Source organism: Intrasporangium sp. (genome assembly GCF_035280925.1).
Taxonomy (GTDB): domain Bacteria; phylum Actinomycetota; class Actinomycetes; order Actinomycetales; family Dermatophilaceae; genus Intrasporangium.
Window position 1 is genome coordinate 1 of record NZ_DATEEY010000114.1, and the last position, 16,655, is coordinate 16,655.

At 70.6% G+C, this 16,655-nt stretch carries 17 protein-coding genes; 7 read left to right on the forward strand and 10 right to left on the reverse strand.

Going from position 1 to position 16,655, the window contains the following annotated elements; genetic code table 11:
• A partial coding sequence (locus VJN29_RS10935; RefSeq protein WP_414654342.1) for an ankyrin repeat domain-containing protein occupies nt 1–334 on the forward strand: 334 nt, incomplete at its 5' end.
• Here VJN29_RS10935 and VJN29_RS10940 read toward each other — a convergent pair.
• From VJN29_RS10940 to VJN29_RS10965, 6 genes are all read right to left on the reverse strand, one after another.
• Nucleotides 331–573 (reverse strand): hypothetical protein, encoded by a 243-nt coding sequence (locus VJN29_RS10940; RefSeq protein ID WP_324143661.1) that lies wholly within the window; start codon nt 571–573, stop codon nt 331–333. The genes VJN29_RS10935 and VJN29_RS10940 overlap by 4 nt on opposite strands.
• A gap of 82 nt (nt 574–655) precedes the next feature.
• Complete coding sequence (locus tag VJN29_RS10945; protein ID WP_324143662.1) at nt 656–1,090, reverse strand: Hsp20/alpha crystallin family protein; 435 nt, start codon at nt 1,088–1,090, stop codon at nt 656–658.
• Nucleotides 1,091–1,199: 109 nt separating this feature from the next.
• Nucleotides 1,200–2,765 (reverse strand): PH domain-containing protein, encoded by a 1,566-nt coding sequence (locus tag VJN29_RS10950; RefSeq protein WP_324143663.1) that lies wholly within the window; start codon nt 2,763–2,765, stop codon nt 1,200–1,202.
• Nucleotides 2,762–3,247 (reverse strand): PH domain-containing protein, encoded by a 486-nt coding sequence (locus VJN29_RS10955; protein ID WP_324143664.1) that lies wholly within the window; start codon nt 3,245–3,247, stop codon nt 2,762–2,764. Before VJN29_RS10955 ends, VJN29_RS10950 begins: the two co-directional genes overlap by 4 nt.
• A 12-nt stretch (nt 3,248–3,259) precedes the next feature.
• Complete coding sequence (locus tag VJN29_RS10960; RefSeq protein WP_324143665.1) at nt 3,260–3,673, reverse strand: type II toxin-antitoxin system VapC family toxin; 414 nt, start codon at nt 3,671–3,673, stop codon at nt 3,260–3,262.
• Nucleotides 3,670–3,948: a ribbon-helix-helix protein, CopG family gene (locus VJN29_RS10965; RefSeq protein ID WP_324143666.1), complete on the reverse strand. Its 279-nt coding sequence runs from the start codon at nt 3,946–3,948 to the stop codon at nt 3,670–3,672. Before VJN29_RS10965 ends, VJN29_RS10960 begins: the two co-directional genes overlap by 4 nt.
• A gap of 122 nt (nt 3,949–4,070) precedes the next feature.
• Here VJN29_RS10965 and VJN29_RS10970 point away from each other — a divergent pair, with 122 nt between their 5' ends.
• Nucleotides 4,071–4,616 (forward strand): dihydrofolate reductase family protein, encoded by a 546-nt coding sequence (locus VJN29_RS10970; protein WP_324143667.1) that lies wholly within the window; start codon nt 4,071–4,073, stop codon nt 4,614–4,616.
• A 32-nt stretch (nt 4,617–4,648) separates the two neighbouring features.
• Here VJN29_RS10970 and VJN29_RS10975 read toward each other — a convergent pair whose 3' ends face one another.
• Nucleotides 4,649–6,499 carry an ABC transporter ATP-binding protein gene (locus tag VJN29_RS10975; RefSeq protein WP_324143668.1) on the reverse strand — a complete coding sequence of 617 codons (1,851 nt, stop codon included), beginning with the start codon at nt 6,497–6,499 and terminating at the stop codon, nt 4,649–4,651.
• Nucleotides 6,500–6,595: 96 nt separating this feature from the next.
• Between VJN29_RS10975 and VJN29_RS10980 the strand changes: the two genes are divergently transcribed.
• The 3 genes from VJN29_RS10980 to VJN29_RS10990 are packed head-to-tail and all read left to right on the forward strand — an operon-like array spanning nt 6,596 to nt 9,368.
• Nucleotides 6,596–7,069 (forward strand): MarR family winged helix-turn-helix transcriptional regulator, encoded by a 474-nt coding sequence (locus tag VJN29_RS10980; protein WP_324143669.1) that lies wholly within the window; start codon nt 6,596–6,598, stop codon nt 7,067–7,069.
• Nucleotides 7,066–8,094, forward strand: coding sequence for an LLM class flavin-dependent oxidoreductase (locus VJN29_RS10985; RefSeq protein ID WP_324143670.1), 1,029 nt, complete (start codon nt 7,066–7,068; stop codon nt 8,092–8,094). The genes VJN29_RS10980 and VJN29_RS10985 overlap by 4 nt, the downstream gene beginning before the upstream one ends.
• Complete coding sequence (locus tag VJN29_RS10990) at nt 8,091–9,368, forward strand: glycosyltransferase (protein WP_324143671.1); 1,278 nt, start codon at nt 8,091–8,093, stop codon at nt 9,366–9,368. Before VJN29_RS10985 ends, VJN29_RS10990 begins: the two co-directional genes overlap by 4 nt.
• Before the next feature lie 12 nt (nt 9,369–9,380).
• Here VJN29_RS10990 and VJN29_RS10995 read toward each other — a convergent pair whose 3' ends face one another.
• Both VJN29_RS10995 and VJN29_RS11000 read right to left on the reverse strand, forming a co-directional pair.
• Nucleotides 9,381–10,052 (reverse strand): response regulator transcription factor, encoded by a 672-nt coding sequence (locus tag VJN29_RS10995; RefSeq protein WP_324143672.1) that lies wholly within the window; start codon nt 10,050–10,052, stop codon nt 9,381–9,383.
• Complete coding sequence (locus VJN29_RS11000; protein WP_324143673.1) at nt 10,045–12,138, reverse strand: sensor histidine kinase; 2,094 nt, start codon at nt 12,136–12,138, stop codon at nt 10,045–10,047. The genes VJN29_RS10995 and VJN29_RS11000 overlap by 8 nt, the downstream gene beginning before the upstream one ends.
• Before the next feature lie 169 nt (nt 12,139–12,307).
• Here VJN29_RS11000 and VJN29_RS11005 point away from each other — a divergent pair, with 169 nt between their 5' ends.
• Both VJN29_RS11005 and VJN29_RS11010 read left to right on the forward strand, forming a co-directional pair.
• Nucleotides 12,308–12,778, forward strand: a complete 471-nt coding sequence (locus tag VJN29_RS11005) for a hypothetical protein (RefSeq protein WP_324143674.1) — start codon at nt 12,308–12,310, stop codon at nt 12,776–12,778.
• Complete coding sequence (locus tag VJN29_RS11010; RefSeq protein ID WP_324143675.1) at nt 12,765–14,240, forward strand: multicopper oxidase family protein; 1,476 nt, start codon at nt 12,765–12,767, stop codon at nt 14,238–14,240. The genes VJN29_RS11005 and VJN29_RS11010 overlap by 14 nt, the downstream gene beginning before the upstream one ends.
• 344 nt (nt 14,241–14,584) lie before the next feature.
• On the opposite strand, the gene VJN29_RS11015 is transcribed toward VJN29_RS11010, so the two are convergent.
• Entirely contained in the window at nt 14,585–16,615 is a 2,031-nt protein-coding gene (locus VJN29_RS11015; protein ID WP_324143676.1) for an NADPH-dependent 2,4-dienoyl-CoA reductase, read from the reverse strand.
• Nucleotides 16,616–16,655 lie beyond the last annotated feature (40 nt).

Consider the following 16,655-nt stretch of genomic DNA (forward strand, 5'->3'; position numbering starts at 1 on the left):
GGCGCTGCCCCCGGCGAACCCGGACCTGACGATCCGGAACCGGTTCGGTGGAGTGTCCGTCATTCCCGCGAGCGAGCGGGGCCCCGTCGACTACGTGCGGCGCGTCGTCCGGACCGGGATCGATGTCAACCACGTCAACGACCTGGGGTGGACAGCCATGCTGGAGGCCGTGGTCCTCGGCGACGGCGGCCGGCGGCACCAGGAGATCGTGCGGATCCTCCTCGATGCCGATGCGGACCCGGCGATCGGCGACAGGGATGGCGTCATGCCGATCGAGCACGCGCGCTCGCGAGGGTTCGACGCGATCGTGCGGATCCTGCAGGGGGCGCGCTAGCGAGTGCCCGTCCAGTTGCCGGGCGGCGGCTGCGGCGGCTCCGTAGGAATGTCCCGCTTCTTCGGCGTGGTCGGGAGGGGCAATCGGATGAGTGCCAGACCGAGCAGGAGCGCGAGGTATGGCCACCAGCCCTGTCCCCAGAAGTCACCTGAGAGCAGGACGAGCACGAGACCGGGAATGGCGAGCCGGAGGTACCTGGGACTCCGCGTGACGTGCCAGCGCCGAGCGCGATCGACCATTGTGCCTCCTGCTCGGGGAGTTGCTCACCATAGCGAGAGCCCCGACCTCCGTGTGGAGATCGGGGCTCCGGCTCCATCGCGATCAGCTCGCCTCGGCCCTGCCCTGGATGGCCGTCGTGTCGTCGCCGTGCGACACCGTGATCTTGCGGGGCTTGGCCTCCTCGGCGACGGGGATCGTCAGCGTGAGGACGCCGTTGTGGTACTTCGCCTCGATGTGGTCGAGGGCCAGCCCGCCACCGAGCGAGAGCTGGCGGGCGAACGTCCCGGTCGGGCGCTCATGCGAGAGCCAGCGGACGTCGTCGAGGTTCTCCCGAACGCGCTCCGCGCGAACCGTGAGCGTCCGGTCCTCCACGTCGATGTCGATCGAGGTCGGGTCGACGCCCGGGAGGTCGATCTCGGCGATGAACGTCTCGCCGCGCTTGTACAGGTCCATCGGCATCGGGCCGGGTCCCGCTGTGCGGTAGCCCTGGCCGAAGAGCCGGTCCATCTCCCGGAACGGGTCGAAGGTCGTTGCCATGTGACAGTCACTCCTCAGTTGAATCGAACAGCCGCGCGGCCGGGAGCCGCGCAGGCGCACCTTTCTTGAGTGATAACGACTCAACTTTGCGCCAGATTCCCAAGCGGCGTCAAGCCGTGGCGCAGGCATCAGGAAACTGGGCAAACAGCTCGGGGCTGAGCTCGTCGACGAGCTCGTAGGCTCGGTCAGTGGTCAGGTCGAGAAGGTCGTAGTGCTGCTGGCCGGCCGCCGTCGTCGCGACGAGGGTGACCACGCCGGCCCGGCGCTGGAAGAAGGACTGCCGAACCTTCCACCCGATCACGCCGTTGCGCGTGAGGACCACGCGGTTCCGGTCGAGTGATCCGCTGCGGGAGACCAGGTGCGCAGGCGTCACCGCGTGGCCCAGGCCGGCATAGCGATCCAACCCGAGGAACCAGCCAGCAACCCCGAGCGGCAGGACGACCCACAGCAGCCACCCCGGCCAGTCCCACAGCGGCAGGCCTGTGCCGAGGGCGAGGGCGACGACGACGGGGAGGAGCATCGCGCGCGTCAGGCGCCGGCGCCGTGCGGCCGGACCATGCGGTACCAGTGGCCCGGAGACTGCCTCGGCGTCTCCGGTGACGGCCGTCGCGACCGGCAGGACCACTGCCCTCGGGGCTGGTGGGGCCAGCCAGTCGGAGCCTCCGCCCGTCTCGCCCTGGAGGCCGGTGCTGACGGCCTTGAGGCGCCGGGCCCCCGCGAGGCGCAGCCCGAGCGGCTCGCCCAGCTCGACACCGCGCACCCGAGTGTGGTCGATGCCGACCTCGCGACTCGTGAGCAGCCCCCGACGGGTGTGCAGGCTGCCCGTGCGGTTCCGGGTCAGGCGGAATCCCCAGAAGGACAGGAGATACGCAGCGATGGCCAGCGCGGAGACGAGGACGAGGATGCCGAGGACGTCGACCCACCACGCCAGCCTGCGCACCCAGTCGGCCCCGGCCTCGAGGACGTAGCCCTCCTCGGAGAACCGCCCGAGGCCTTGGCTGGCGAAGCCGAAGATCGCTGCCGCGGAACCGATACCGGTCATCGTGAAGGGCGCGAAACGGACCCAGGACGGCTCGAGCCGCAGCAGCTCCTCGTCGCCTCCCGCGGGACCCGGCGCGGAGCGGGGCGGCTCGAGCCCTGCCGGCTGGCCTGTCGGCGGGGGCAGGGTGATCACGTCGGGGTCGACGCGGTGCAGCAGCTCAGCGCGGAGTCGGCGTCCCTCCTCCACGCCGAGCGAGTCGAGGACGAGCCGCTCGCGTGCGGCGGAGCCGGTCGAGACCTCGACCCTGGCGAGGCCGAGGAGGCGGTGGTGCACCTCCGCCGTGAGGTCGACGGAGCGCACCTTGTCCAGCCGCGCCGTCGTCGTCTGCTTGTTGAGCAGCCCGCGCCGGAGCTCGATCTGGTCGGCGCTGATCCGGTAGCGCGTGGTGACCCATCGGAGGAGCCCGAACGCGACGATGACGGGCAGCACGATGAGCTCCCAGCGGTCCGAGTCGTCGGAGCCGAGCTGGACGACGAAGATCGCCAGGAGGGCGGGGAGCGCCCGCACGAAGGTCTGGATCGGATGGATCAGCAGCATGCGCTTGTCGAGCCGCTGCCACTCGGCCTCCTGCTCGGTGCCTGCCCTGCCCTCCCTGCCTGGCGTGCCCGGCGTGCCCGCCGTCGGCTCGGTCACGTGGCATCGCCCTTCTCGGCCACGGCAGCGGTCGTCAGGCTCTCGACGAGCTGCCGGGCGACCTCGAGGTCGAGGCCGACGATCTCGAGCGGTCCGGCGGCCGACGCCGTCGTCACCGTCACGCTCGCCAGCCGGAACAGCTGGGCGACGGGTCCACGTTTGAGGTCAACGGTCTGCACCCGCGATAGCGGCGCGATCCGGCGCTCCTGGTTGAACCAGCCGGTCTGGGTGTAGATCGCGTGCGGCGTGGCCTCCCAGCGGTGCACCCGGTACCGCCAGCGCGGCATGGCGAGCACGTAGGCGATCCCGAGAACGAGCCAGGTCGCCGCCACGACGTAGTGTGGCGTCCGCTCAGGTGCGTCGTCGACGAACCACCAGAACACCTGCGCCAGGCCGACGACGAGCGACACGATGACACCTTGGACGGTCCACATGCGGATCGCTCTGGGCGACACGAGGTTCGCGGGCTCACGTAGCTGCACGGGCCCACCGTTTCACACCTCGGTCGGCCCGATCCGGCGCAGCCCCGGAACGTCGTCGAAGTCCCGGTCCGACGAGACGATCGAGTCGAACCCATGCTGGAGCGCGGTGGCCACGTGGACGGCATCACGGCCGCCCAGGCGAGTAGAGCTCACCAGATCCACGGCCCGGTCGAGGACGGCGCCGTCGAAGTCGTGGAGGACGCAGAGGCCCATCACCGCCCTCGCTGCTTGAGTGGCCGGGCCTCGGTCTGAACGGCGGAGACGGTGGAAAAGGAACTCCTGGACCGCCTCGACGCTGGCGTGGAGGACCAGTGTGTCGGCGGCTGCGCGCCTGACGATGTCCTGTGAAACGGTGCGTTCCGGCGACGGCCCACCGAACGCGTGCGCCAGGACCGTCGTGTCGATGAAGACGTGCCGCTGCGTCACCTCTCGAGCCTCCCGGCCAGCTCGTCGTCCATGGCTCGCTTCGTCTCGGCCCAGTCGCCGGCTGGCGGCTCGTTGCCGGTGAGGTCAGCGAGGTCGAGGAGCCGGCGCGCGGACTCCATGCGCCTGGCGGCCTCTCCCCGGGAGTCGAAGAGGAGGTCGATCGCATCGCGGATGACCGCGGCCACGCTTCGCCCGCTCGCGCGGGCTTCGGCCTCGACCTTTGCGTACCGGTCCTGGTCGAGAAGCACCTGCAGTCGGCGCTCCATCAGTGACATGCACATACATTAGCATGTGTAGGCCAAGGCGTCCGATGCCATGGGAGAAATACGGTTGACGTGGCAGTCCGCACCTCGCGAGGGTGAGGCTACTGTCGAGAAGCACGAGGGAATGGACGAGCATGGGCACCATCGCAGTTCACGAGTTCATCGCGCTGGACGGCGTCTATCAGGACCCGAGCTGGACGTTCGAGTACGGCTTCGACCCGAGGATGGGCGAGACCCTTGGCGAGATCACCGGCTCGGCGAAGGCGATCCTCCTCGGGCGAAGGACCTACGAGATGTTCGCCCCGGCCTGGTCGACCCGCACGGTCGAGGACGACCCGGGCGCCCCCTTCTTCAACGACACCCACAAGTACGTCGTGGGCGCGACCGAGCCCAACGTCGACTGGGGCCCCTCGACGCGTCTCGGCGCCTACGACGCCGATGCGATCCGCCGGCTCAAGGACGAGACCGACGGCACGATCTACATCTCCGGAAGCGGCACGCTGGTCCGCGGGCTCCTCGCGGACGGGCTGGTCGACGACCTGCACCTGTTCGTCTATCCCGTCGCGCGTGGCACGGGGGAGCGCCTCTTCCGTGACGGTGTCGACCCGACGAAGCTGCGGCTCAAGGCGACGGACGTCTACGACAACGGCGTCGTCCACCTGGGCTACGGCCCGGCCTGACCCGGTGCGGGTCGGGTCGGCCGCGTCGCGAATCAGGCGGCGGCAGGCTCGACCGCCGGGCTCACGGACTCGGCCCGGGACTGCGTGAGCCGGGAGTAGCGGCCACCCAGGGCCAGCAGCGCAGCATGGCTCCCGAGCTCGACGACCCGGCCGCGGTCGAGGACGGCGATCTGCTCGGCGTCGCGGATGGTTGACAGGCGGTGGGCGACGGTGATCGTCGTCCGACCGGCGATCAGCCGGTCCAGAGCCGTCTGGAGCTCCCGCTCGGTCTCGTTGTCGAGAGCACTGGTCGCCTCGTCGAGCACCAGGACGCGCGGGTTGCGCAGCAGGGTCCGGGCGATGGCGAGCCGCTGCTTCTCGCCCCCGCTGAAGCGGTGGCCCCGTGCCCCGACGACCGTGTCGAGGCCGGCCGGCAGCCCCGCGACGAGGAGCGCGACCTGGGCTGTCTCGAGGGCTCGCCACAGCTGTTCATCCGTAGCCTCGGGCGCGGCGAGCAGGAGGTTCTCGCGGATGGAGGCGTGGACCAGGTAGGTCTCCTGGGTGACCACACCGACGATCCGGGCCAGGTCCTCGGGCGCCAGGTCTCGAAGGTCGACCCCGTCGATGGTGACCCGACCGCGGCTCGGGTCGGCCAGCCGCGACACGAGACCGGCCAGCGTCGACTTGCCCGAGCCGGTCTCGCCGACGAGAGCCAGCGTCGTTCCCGCGGGCACGGCGAGCGTGACGTCGTCAGCCGCATACGTCTTGCCGTCGTACGTGTGGCTCACGTCCTCGAAGGTCACCTCACCACGGAGCGACGCAAGGTCGAGGGCAACGGGATGCCGTGGCGGAGCGACGTCGACGGGCAGGTCGAGGTAGCCGAAGATCCTGCTGAAGAGGGCCATCGAGGTGATCCACGAGGCGCCGACGTCGAGCAGGCCCATGAGGGGACGGAAGATCCCGGCCTGCAGTCCGGTGAAGGCGATCAGCGTGCCGATCGTCATGCCGCCCGACGTCGCGGGGAAGCCGGCGGCGAGGTAGATGAGGGCGGGGATCGCCGCGAAGATGATCTGCATCGTCGCCATCCGGTAGCGCCCGGCGAGCTGTGAGCGGAGCTCGAGGTCGACGAGGTCGGTCGACGTCGCGGTGAAGCGGTCCGCCGCGCGCTCCGACGCACCGAGGGTCTTGATGAGCGTCGCGCCGCTGACCGTGAGGCCCTCCTCGACCTGGCTGTGCAGGTCGGCGAGGCGACGCTGGCGCCGGGTCGTGATGTCCCGGCGGAGCAGGGCAACCCGACGGGTCGTCCAGATCGCCGGTGGGATGACGATGAGCGAGAGCAGGGACAGCCGCGGGCTCAGGGCCACCATGGCCACGGTGGTGGCGATCGCCGTCGTCACGTTGCTCGCGATGGAGGTCGCGGTGGAGGTGATGACCGTCTGCATGCCGGAGATGTCGTGGGTCAGACGGGACTGGACCTCCCCGCTGCGCGTGCGGGTGAAGAAGGCGACGGACTGGCGCTGGAGGTGGCGGAAGACGTCGGTGCGCAGTCCGTGCATGACGCGCTGGCCGACAGAGGTCGTCATCCACGTCTGGACGACGCCGAGCAGCTGCGTCACGACGGTGACGGCGAGCATGGCGCCGACGGCCCAGAGGAGCAGGCTCACGTCCTGCTGGGGCAGGGCCTCGTCGATGACGGCACGCAGCAGGAAGGGCTGCGCCATCGAGATGATCGAGATCGCGACGATGATGAGCGTCACGATGGCGACCGGGGTCCGGTGTGGGCGGAACAGCGCGGCCACGCGGCGAAGCGACACCGGGGACTCGGCGAGCTGTGCCTTGTCCTGCGGGTCGACCTTCTCGGGGGTGCGGCCGCCGCGGCCGCCGCGGTGCTCGAGCTGAGTCATGTGGTCACCTCCGTACCTTCAGATGCTGAGGTTACCTCATTAAGCGTCTCCCTCCAAATTGACCGTATGCCGCTGGGCTTGGTTACGCTCACCGCCATGAGGTCCCAGCGTGGCGGAGACGACGAGCCGGGGCTCGACGAGCTGCTCATGGGCGCGGCGCGAGCCCTTCGCCGACGCTGGTCCGCCGGACTCGCTGACATCGCCGGGCTCGAGCTCTCGCCGCACGAGGCGAGGGCGCTGCGGACCATCGGGCACCACGGTCCCACCCGGCTCGGTGTCGTCGCGGAGCACCTGCGCATCGCCGCGCGGTCGGCCACCGATGTCGTCGACCGGCTGGAGTCCCGTGGCCTCGTGGAGCGGGCTCCGGATCCCTCCGACCGCCGCGCCATGACGGTCGCCCTCACCGAGCGGGGGACGGACGTGCTCGCCAAGACGGACTCGCTCCGCAAGGAGGGGGCCGCGGAGTTCTTCGGGGCACTCACGCCAGCCCAGCGGCATACGCTCGCGTCGTTGCTGTCCAAGCTCGACTCCGAGCCCGGCCCACGGCGCAAACCTAGGATGGGTCCATGAACGTCGAACTCGGCCTCGACACCTTCGGCGACATCGCCAACGGCCCGGACGGGCAGCCGCTCCATCCGGCGGTCGTCATCCGGGAGGTGCTGGCCGAGGGCGAGCTCGCCGACCGGTTGGGCCTCGACTTCTTCGGGGTCGGCGAGCACCACCGCCGGGACTACGCCATCGCTGCGCCGGACACGGTCCTCGCCGGGCTCGCTACCCGGACGGAGCGGATCCGGCTCGGCACCTCCGTCACGGTCCTGTCGTCGGACGACCCCATCCGCGTCTTCCAGCGGTTCTCGACGGTGGACGCGATCTCGCTCGGCCGCGCGGAGATCACGGTGGGGCGCGGCTCGTTCATCGAGTCGTTCCCGCTCTTCGGCCTCGACCTGGCCGACTACGAGACCCTCTTCGACGAGAAGCTGAGCCTGCTCGCGGCCGTCGTCGCCGAGCAGCCGGTCAGGTGGGAGGGGACGATTCGACCGCCCGTCGACGTCGAGTTCGTCCAGCCCGCAACGGTGTCCGGCCATCTGCCCGTCTGGGTGGGGGTCGGGGGCACGCCGCAGTCGGTCGTCCGTGCCGCGCACTACGGCTTCCCCGTCGTCATCGCCATCATCGGTGGCTCGGCCCGGCAGTTCGCCCCACTCGCCGACCTCTACCGCCGCGCCCTCGCCGAGCTGGGCAAGGAGTCCCGGCCGCTGGGGGTCCACTCGCCCGGCTACGTCGCGGCCACCGACGAGCAGGCGCAGGAGGAGTTCCTGCCGCACTCGGTGGCGTACATGAACAAGCTCGGGCGGGAGCGTCGCTGGGCTCCGATGACGATCGAGCAGGCCAGGCAGCAGCTCGGGCCGGAGGGTGCGATGTACTGCGGCTCGCCTGAGACGGTGGCACAGAAGATCGCAGACACGATGCGCGTGCTCGGGGCGACGCGCTTCCAGCTCAAGTACTCCGTGGGCACACTCCCGCACGACCAGCGCATGGAGAGCATCCGCCTCTACGCCACGGAGGTGGCTCCGCGGGTCCGCGAGCTGCTCGGGTGAGGATCCTGCTCCTCGCGATGGGCTCACGAGGAGACGTCCAGCCGATGCTGGCGCTCGGGCAACGCCTGCGCCGCGAGGGTCTGACCGTGGTGGTCGCCGCTGCTGCGGACTTCGGACCGTTGGTCGCGGAGCACGGTCTCGACTTCGAGCCCTTCTCGTTCGGCATCATGGACGGAGTCCGGAGCGAGCTCGGCCAGAAGTGGCTCGGCGGCACCAGCACCAGCCAGCAACGCGAGGCATACCTCATGCGCAAGGCGGTCCGTCACCTCGCGGAGCCGCTGGCCGACGACCTCCTCCGGCTGGCCGATCGAGCCGATGCCTTCGTCTCGGGACCGCTGACCTTCGAGGCGATGGAGGTCCTCGCGAGCCGGGCCGGCAAGCACCACGTCTTCGCCATGTTCCAGCCGACCTGGCCCACAGCCCTTGGGGCCTCGGCCGCCTTCGCATTGCGTCCCCGGTCGACCTCGATGCTCAACCGGCTCTGGGGCTGGGGGGCGGCCTTCGCGGCGTGGGACGTCGTCCGCTCCACCGGCGGCGTGGTCCGGCGCCGGCTCGGCCTGGCGCGTGCGTCGTTCCGTGAGTACGTGGGCGCAGCCAGGACGGTGCCGACCCTGCTCGCGGTGAGCCCGCGGATCGTGCCACCCGCTCCGGAGTGGGGGGCGAACCTCACGACGACCGGGTTCTGGTTCGTCGACAGCGCGACACCGTGGGAGGCGCCACCCGACCTGGCCCGCTTCCTCTCCCACGGGTCGCCACCGGTCCATCTCGGGCTCGGCTCGATGGCGACGGCCGACCCCGGCGAGGTGGTGCGGGCCTTCACCACGGCGCTCGAGCGGCTCGGCCTGCGCGGTGTGCTCGACGCCGGCTGGGGCCGCCTGCACGCCGAGGACCTGCCCGAGACGGTCCTACCCATCGACGGGGCCCCGCACGACGTGCTGTTCCCGCAGATGTCCGTCGTCATCCACCATGGCGGCGCCGGGACGACGGCGGCCGCACTGCGGGCAGGGATCCCGCAGGTGGTCGTGCCCCACATCGCGGACCAGCCCTACTGGGGCCGTCGCGTCCACGAGCTCGGCGTCGGCGCCGCGCCGATCCATCGCAAGCACCTCTCCGCCGACCGGCTGGCGGCCGCCATCAGGGCCGCCTCGCGCCCGGAGGTGCAGCGGGCGGCCACCGCCCTCGGAGAGGAAGTCCGCGCGGAGGACGGCGTGGGGAAGGCCATGGCCGCGATCCGCGCCGCTCTCGCGAAGCCAGCTCAGCGGCATACGGCCTGAAGGGGTGTGAACTCAGCCGGGGGCACTCTGGAGGAAGGCCAGGACCGCCGCCACGCGGCGATGAACGCCCGTGTCCGGCAGGGACAGCTTGGTGAAGATCGAGTTCACGTGCTTCTCGACCGTGGACGAGGACAGGTGGAGAGCCTGCTCGATCCCGCTGTTGGTCTTGCCGAGGGCCATCTCGCGGAGCACGTCGAGCTCGCGGGGAGAGAGGGCTGCGATGGGGCTCGTGCTGCCTCGGCTGCGCCGGCGCACGAGGGTGTCGACGATCGCGGGATCGATGACCGATCCGCCGCCCCGGACCTCCGTCAGGGCGTGGACGAGGTCCTCGAGGTCCCCGACGCGGTCCTTGAGGAGGTAGCCCAGACCCGCCGATCCGTTCTCGAAGAGCGCGAGGGCATAGCTCTCGTCGGTGTGCTGGGACAGGACGACGACGCCGATGTCAGGGTGGGTGGCGCGGATGGCGTGAGCGGCCTCGATGCCCTCCATCCGGTGCGTGGGGGGCATCCGGATGTCGGTGAGCACGGCGTCGGGAGAGAGGCGCCGCACGGCGTCGAGCAGCTCGGTCGCCGTGCCGACGCAGGCCAGCACCGTGATCTGGCCGGAGTCCTCGAGGAGCCGGCGCAGCCCCTCGCGGACGAGGTAGTTGTCCTCGGCGATGACGATCCGCAACGGTTCAGACACGGGCGGCCTCCTGTGGCCGCTCGACGGGCAGGTCAATGGGCAGGTCGACGGTGAGCCGGGTGCCGTGCCCCGGAGTGCTCGTGACGCTCACGCGCCCCCCGACGACACCCACCCGGTCACGGATGTTGGCCAGACCGCCGGGCGAGCCGTTGCGGGAAGCGAGGTCGAATCCTGTCCCGTCGTCGGAGACCTCGACCCGCAGGCTGTTGGGCGTCGTTGACACCGCGACGCTGGCGTGAGTGGCTCCTGAGTGCTTGGCGACGTTGGCCAGCGCCTCTCGCACGGTGTAGAAGGCGATTGCTTCGATGTCCGCGCTCCATCGCCCATGCCGCACCTCGTCACTCGCGACGATGGTGAGCGGGATCGGGTAACGCCCCGTCCGAGACTCGATCGCCGGGATGAGCCCGTTGTCCGTGAGCACCTGGGGGTGGATGCCCTGGGCAAGCTCGCGCAGGTCGCTCAGCGTCTCTCTCGCCTGGTCCTGGAGCTCCGCGAGCTCCGTCTGGCTCAGCTGGCCGCGGCCGAGGCGGTTGCGGGCAAGCCGTAGTCCTGCGATCAAGGCGACGACGCTCTGCTGGATGCCGTCATGGAGGTTGCGCTCGATCCGGCGTCTCTCCTCGTCCTGGGCGGTGATGAGCCGGGTGCGGGACGCGGTCAGCTCCCTGAGCTGGTCGGCGAGCTCGGCGGTGAGCCTGACGTTCGCGACGGCGGTGGTCGCCTGGCGCGCCACGGTCTCGAGCAGGCTCACCTCGGGCAGGCCGTACGCACCGCTGCGGGCCGGGCCCAGGTCGATGCGGCCGATGACGATCTCGCCGCGTGTCAGGTCCAGCCCGATCGCCGGCTCACCCGACACCGTCCCGGCGACGGCGTCCGGGGTGTCGACGGTGCGGCCGTCGGGCGCGGCGAGACGGATGCGCACCCAGCTGGCACCCAGCCCGTCACGGACTCCCCCTGCCAGCCGGCTCAGCACCTCGTCGACGTCGACGGCCTGCTCGAGCCGGGTGCCGAGGTCGCCGAGGAGCCCGAGCTGCTCGTGGTGGTCGCCGAAGACCGCGCGTCGGATCCAGCGCGAGAGCCAGCCACGCACCGGCAGCAGGAGCACGGCGATGCAGGCCGTGATCAGGACGACGGTTGCGCTGGGTAGTGCCCGCGAGAGCATCACGCCGGGCGCGGCGACCGCCCAGGCGTAGATGATCGTGATGAGGGTGGTCGACGACCGCATGACCACGCGGCCGCGGTCTGCGACGGCGATGTCGTAGGCGCCGTAACGCAGGATCCCGTGGATGCCGGCGACGGGCAACGCGGCCATGCACGTTGCGACGAGAACGGTCACCGCGGTGCCGAATGGTGTCCCGTCGATGCCCATGATGGTCGACGTCTCCCACAGCATGTACATGACCAGGGTGCTCGTGACGGCGATGACCATGAGTCGCATCTGGCCGCGCCGGGCGGCACCGCTGAAGAGGCCGCGCCAGTAGAAGACGACCAGTGCGAGGAGCGGGATCACCCACCACTCGAGCAGCACGTTGTCGACGAGGGGCTGGAGGGGCTCGAGCGCGGGAACCACGTAGGGATTGGGGATGGGTGTGACGTCCAGACCGATGTACTGGGGCAGCACGACGTGGTCGTAGGTCAGCAGAGTGGCCGGCCCGACAAGGACGCCCAGCCACACGAGCCGCAGCGCCGCCCGCTGCCACCGCCGTTCGAGGATGCCGTCCGGGAACGACGCGATCATGAGGAGGAAACCGGTGGCGGACAGTCCGTCGGCGGTCAGGCCGATCTGGTTGAACAGCGCGAACGTCGGTGACTCCAGCACGTCCAGGTGCGTCCAGACGAAGGTCTCGTACGCGGAACCGACAGCCGACCCGGTGGCACCGAGGGCAACGTAGACCGCAAGCCGCGACGAAGTGGCGGTGAGCAGCCACAGGCCGAAGGCATAGAGCGGCAGGACGCCGAAGAGCAACCAGCCCAGGCCCTCACCCGGGTGCGACCCCGGAGTCATGATCCCGCGGACGAGCAGCACATAGCCGATCGACCCGGTGCCGACCGCACCGAGTACCACGAGCCACGCGCGTCGTGCGAGCACACCTCATGATCCGCCATCGGAGTGCCTTCGGGGGAGCGGGTTTCCCCCATGGTCTCCCCCGGGGCTGGCCTCCATCCGGACGGGGGAGTGCCCCGTTCCGGGCCCCCGAGCCTTTCCGGGACCGTGGATGTGGCACCCGGGTGGGTGGCAGGACACAGGGAGGGACATCATGCGCAAGACCTACAGCGTGCTCGCGTGGATCATCGCGGGCGGGGTCTTCGTCCAGGCAGCCGCGATCGCGTTCGGCTTCGGCGGGATGGCTGGCTACGTCCAGGGGGGCGGCGTCGTCGACAAGGCGCTCGTCGAGAGCCGCACCGCCGACAACTTCACCGGGGAGCTCGGCTTCCCCATCCACGGGATCGTCGGCGGGATGGTCATCCCGTTCGCCGCCCTCGCGCTCGTCGCGGTCTCGTTCCTCGTCAAGGTGCCCGGTGCTCGGAGGTGGGCAGCCGTCGTCCTGGGGCTCGTCATCGTGCAGGCCATGGCCGGCTACTCGATCAAGGACCTGCCCTACCTGGGCCTGCTCCACGGTGCCAATGCGCTCGCCATCCTGCTCAGCTCCGTCTACGCGGCGCGGCTGGCGGCCCGGGCCCAGGCCCGGCCCACCGACTCCACCGTCACGGCCAGTGCCTCGGTCTGACGTTGCGCGAGCTGCCCGAGGGGCTGGCCTGAGCCGTCGGCTCCTCGCTGGTCTGGGGCTCGCCGCGGCGCTGGCGCTCGCGGTCCTGGCGTGGTCCTCGAGCCGGCTGGGCGAGTACTCGGTCCTGGCCATGGGCGTCGACGCAGCACACGTGGGCCATGCGCGCGGGAGCGGAGTCAGTGTGACGGCGCTGACCGCTGACCCGAGTGCGCCGGCCGACGTCCGGGTCGAGCTCGTCGCGGGGAGCGGGCCCATCCAGCTCCCGGGTGGCCGCACCGTCGAGGGGTTCACCATCAACGGGAGCTCGCCCGGTCCCACGATCCGCGCGCGGCAGGGGGATCTCGTGGAGGTGACGCTCGTCAACGAGTCGGTGACCGGCGGGACGACGCTCCACTGGCACGGCATGGACGTCCCCAACGCGGCCGACGGGGTGGCCGGGGTCACCCAGGACGCGGTCCCGGTCGGCGGGCGGTACGTGTACCGGTTCGGGGCCGACGACGCGGGGACGTACTGGTACCACGCGCACCAGCTGTCGCACGAGCAGGTCGAACGGGGCCTCCTCGGAGCCGTCGTCATCGAGCCCGCCACGCCAGCGACCCCCACGGCCGCGGATGCGGTCGCCCTCCTGCACGTCTACGAGGGCCAGCACACGCTCAACGGGCGGGTCGAGGACGAGCACGTCGAGGCAAGGCGGGGGGAGCGGGTCAGGGTCCGGGTCATCAACACGGACCAGGGGACCGCAGCCGTCTGGGCATCTCAGGGGTTCCGCGTCGTCGCGGTGGATGGTCGTGACGTCAACGAGCCGAGCGACGTCACCGGACGACGCGTGCTCGTGCCCGCCGGTGGCCGCGTCGACGTCGAGATCGTCGCGCCGGCTGAGGGGGCCGCCCGCGTGCACGTGGGCGGTGCGCGGAGCGTCGTGGTTGGGCCCCCGGGAGCCGAGGCCGCGAAGGTGCGCCATCCCCAGCAGGACCTCGACCTGCTCAGCTATGGCTCGCCGCTGCCCCTCGGCTTCGACCCCGAGCGCCCGGATCGCACCTACGACTATGTCATCGGTCGTCGGCCCGGTCTCATCGACGGCCGGCCGGGCCTGTTCTGGACGATCAACGGGCGCATGTTCCCGGACGTGCCGATGTTCCACGTGCGCGAGGGCGACGTCGTCCTCATGCGCCTCGCCAACGAGTCGGGCGAGGTCCACCCGATGCACCTGCACGGCCATCACATCGTCGTGCTGTCGCGCGATGACGTTGCCGCCCAAGGGAGTCCGTGGTGGGTCGACTCCCTCGACGTCCATCCCGGCGAGCGCTACGAGGTGGCCTTCGTCGCCGACAACCCGGGTATCTGGACCGACCACTGCCACACGCTTCCGCACGCCGTCGAGGGGCTCGTCGCCCACGTCATGTACGACGGCGTCACGACGCCCTTCGTGATCAACGGTGCCGCCGGGAACCAGCCCGAGTGAGGTGACCACCCAGGCCGTCAGTCCGTATGCCGCTGGGCTCGCACCGCGCCCAGCGCTGACTCGACCGGGTGCCCGGGACCCCCTTGTGGTCGAGTGTGCAGTAAACGCCCGGGGTGCGGGCGCGGAGTGCACACTCGACGGGCGGGTGGTCGCGGCCCCCCTCTTTGGTCGAGTGTGCAGTAAACGCCCGGGGGTGCGGCGCGGAGTGCGCACTCGACGAGAGGGCTGCTCGCGGACCCCCTTTTGGTCGAGTGTGCAGTAAACGCCCGGGGGTGCGGGCGCGGAGTGCACACTCGACGAGAAGGGTGCGCCGCGGAGTGCACACTCGACGGGGTGGGCGGCCCTTACAGGCGGGCGGCGAGCTCGGTGCCCTGCTTGATGGCGCGCTTCGCGTCGAGCTCGGCGGCGACGTCGGCGCCGCCAATGACATGGGCGCTCACTCCGAGCTCGGCCAGGGCGTCACTGAGCGTGTCGACCGACTCCTGGCCGGTGCACACCACGATGGTCTCGACGTCGAGCACTGTCGGGTCCCGTCGATCCTCGCCGAAGCTGACGTGCAGTCCGGCGTCGTCAATGCGCTCGTAGTTGACCCCGACATGCTGGTGGACGCCCTTTGCCTTCAAGGACGCTCGGTGCACCCATCCGGTCGTCTTACCCAGCCCCTTGCCGATCGAGGACGACTTCCGCTGCAGCAGGTGTACCTCACGTGGTGAAGGTGCTGGCGCAGCCTCGATGAGCCCGCCGCGCGAGGCGTCGGGTGCGCCGACACCCCACTCGGCCATCCACTCCTCGACGCTGAGCGGCGACGCGAGGGAGTGAGGTGGGTGCGTGAGGAACTCGGACACGTCGACGCCGATGCCGCCGGCACCCATGACCGCGACGGTCCGACCCACGGGCGCGCCCTCGAGCACCACCTGCGCATAGGTCAGCACCTTGGGGTGGTCCACCCCGGGAATGTCCGGGATGCGTGGCTCGACGCCGGTGGCGACAACCACCTCGTCGAAGTCCATGAGGTCCTCGACCTCCGCCCGCCGCCCGAGATGGACCTTGACGCCCTCGAGGCCGAGGCGCTGGCGGTAGTAGCGGATCGTCTCGGCGAAGTCCTCCTTGCCCGGGATCCGCATCGCTATGGCGAACTGGCCGCCGATGTCGTCCGCTGCCTCGAAGAGCTCGACGTCGTGGCCCCGTTCGGCTGCCGCCACGGCCGTCGCAAGCCCCGCCGGCCCGGCGCCGACGACGGCCACTCGCTTGACGGTGCGGGTCGGTGCCAGGACGAGCAGCGTCTCGTGGGCTGCGCGCGGGTTGACGAGGCACGTCGCGGTCTGCTTCGCGAAGGTGTGGTCCAGACAGGCTTGGTTGCAGGCGATGCACGTGTTGATCTCCTCCGCGCGGCCCTCGGCTGCCTTGCGCACCCAGTCCGGGTCGGCGAGGAACGGCCGAGCCATCGAGACGAGGTCCGCCTTGCCGTCCACGACGATGCGCTCGGCGAGGTCGGGCATCGAGATCCGGTTCGAGGCAATGACCGGGATGCCGACCTCCGGCCGCAGCTGCGCCGTCACCTCGACGAAGGCGCCCCGCGGAACGGACGTGACGATGGTCGGCACGCGGGCCTCGTGCCAGCCGATACCGGTGTTGATCACCGTCGCCCCGGCGGCCTCGACCTCCTTGGCAAGCGCCACGATCTCGTCCCAGGTCTGGCCCTCGGGGACGAGGTCGAGCATGGACAGGCGGTAGATGATGATGAAGTCCGGTCCCACAGCCTCACGCACCTCCCGCACGACGTCGACCGGGAGGCGGCGTCGCTTCTCCGGCGTGCCGCCGTACGCATCGCGACGGTGGTTGGTCCGAGGCGCGAGGAACTGGTTGAGGAAGTAGCCCTCGGACCCCATGATCTCCACGCCGTCGTAGCCGGCCTCACGCGCCAGCCGGGCACACCTTGCGTAGGCGTCCACCTGCCGGCGGACACCCCGCTCGGACAGCCCTCGCGCGGTGAAGCGTGAGATGGGTGCCTTGCCCGTCGTCGCCGTGACCGCCAACGGGTGATACGCGTAGCGGCCGGCGTGGAGGATCTGCAACGCGATCTTGCCGCCCTCGCGGTGGACCGCGTCCGTGATCCGCCGATGGCGCCGTGCCTGGCGACTCGTCATGAGCACCGAGCCCCCCGGATAGAGCGTGCCCTCGAGGTTGGGCGCGAACCCGCCGGTGACCATGAGGCCGACGCCGCCGCGGGCGCGTTCGGCGAAGTACGCCGCGAGCCGGTCGAAGTCCGTGCTGCGGTCCTCGAGCCCCGTGTGCATCGAGCCCATGACGACGCGGTTGCGCAGCGTCGTGAAGCCGAGGTCGACGGGCTCGAGGAGATGGGGAAAGGCGCTCACCCGGCCGAGCGTATCGGCCACCTACTGTCGGGTAGCAAGC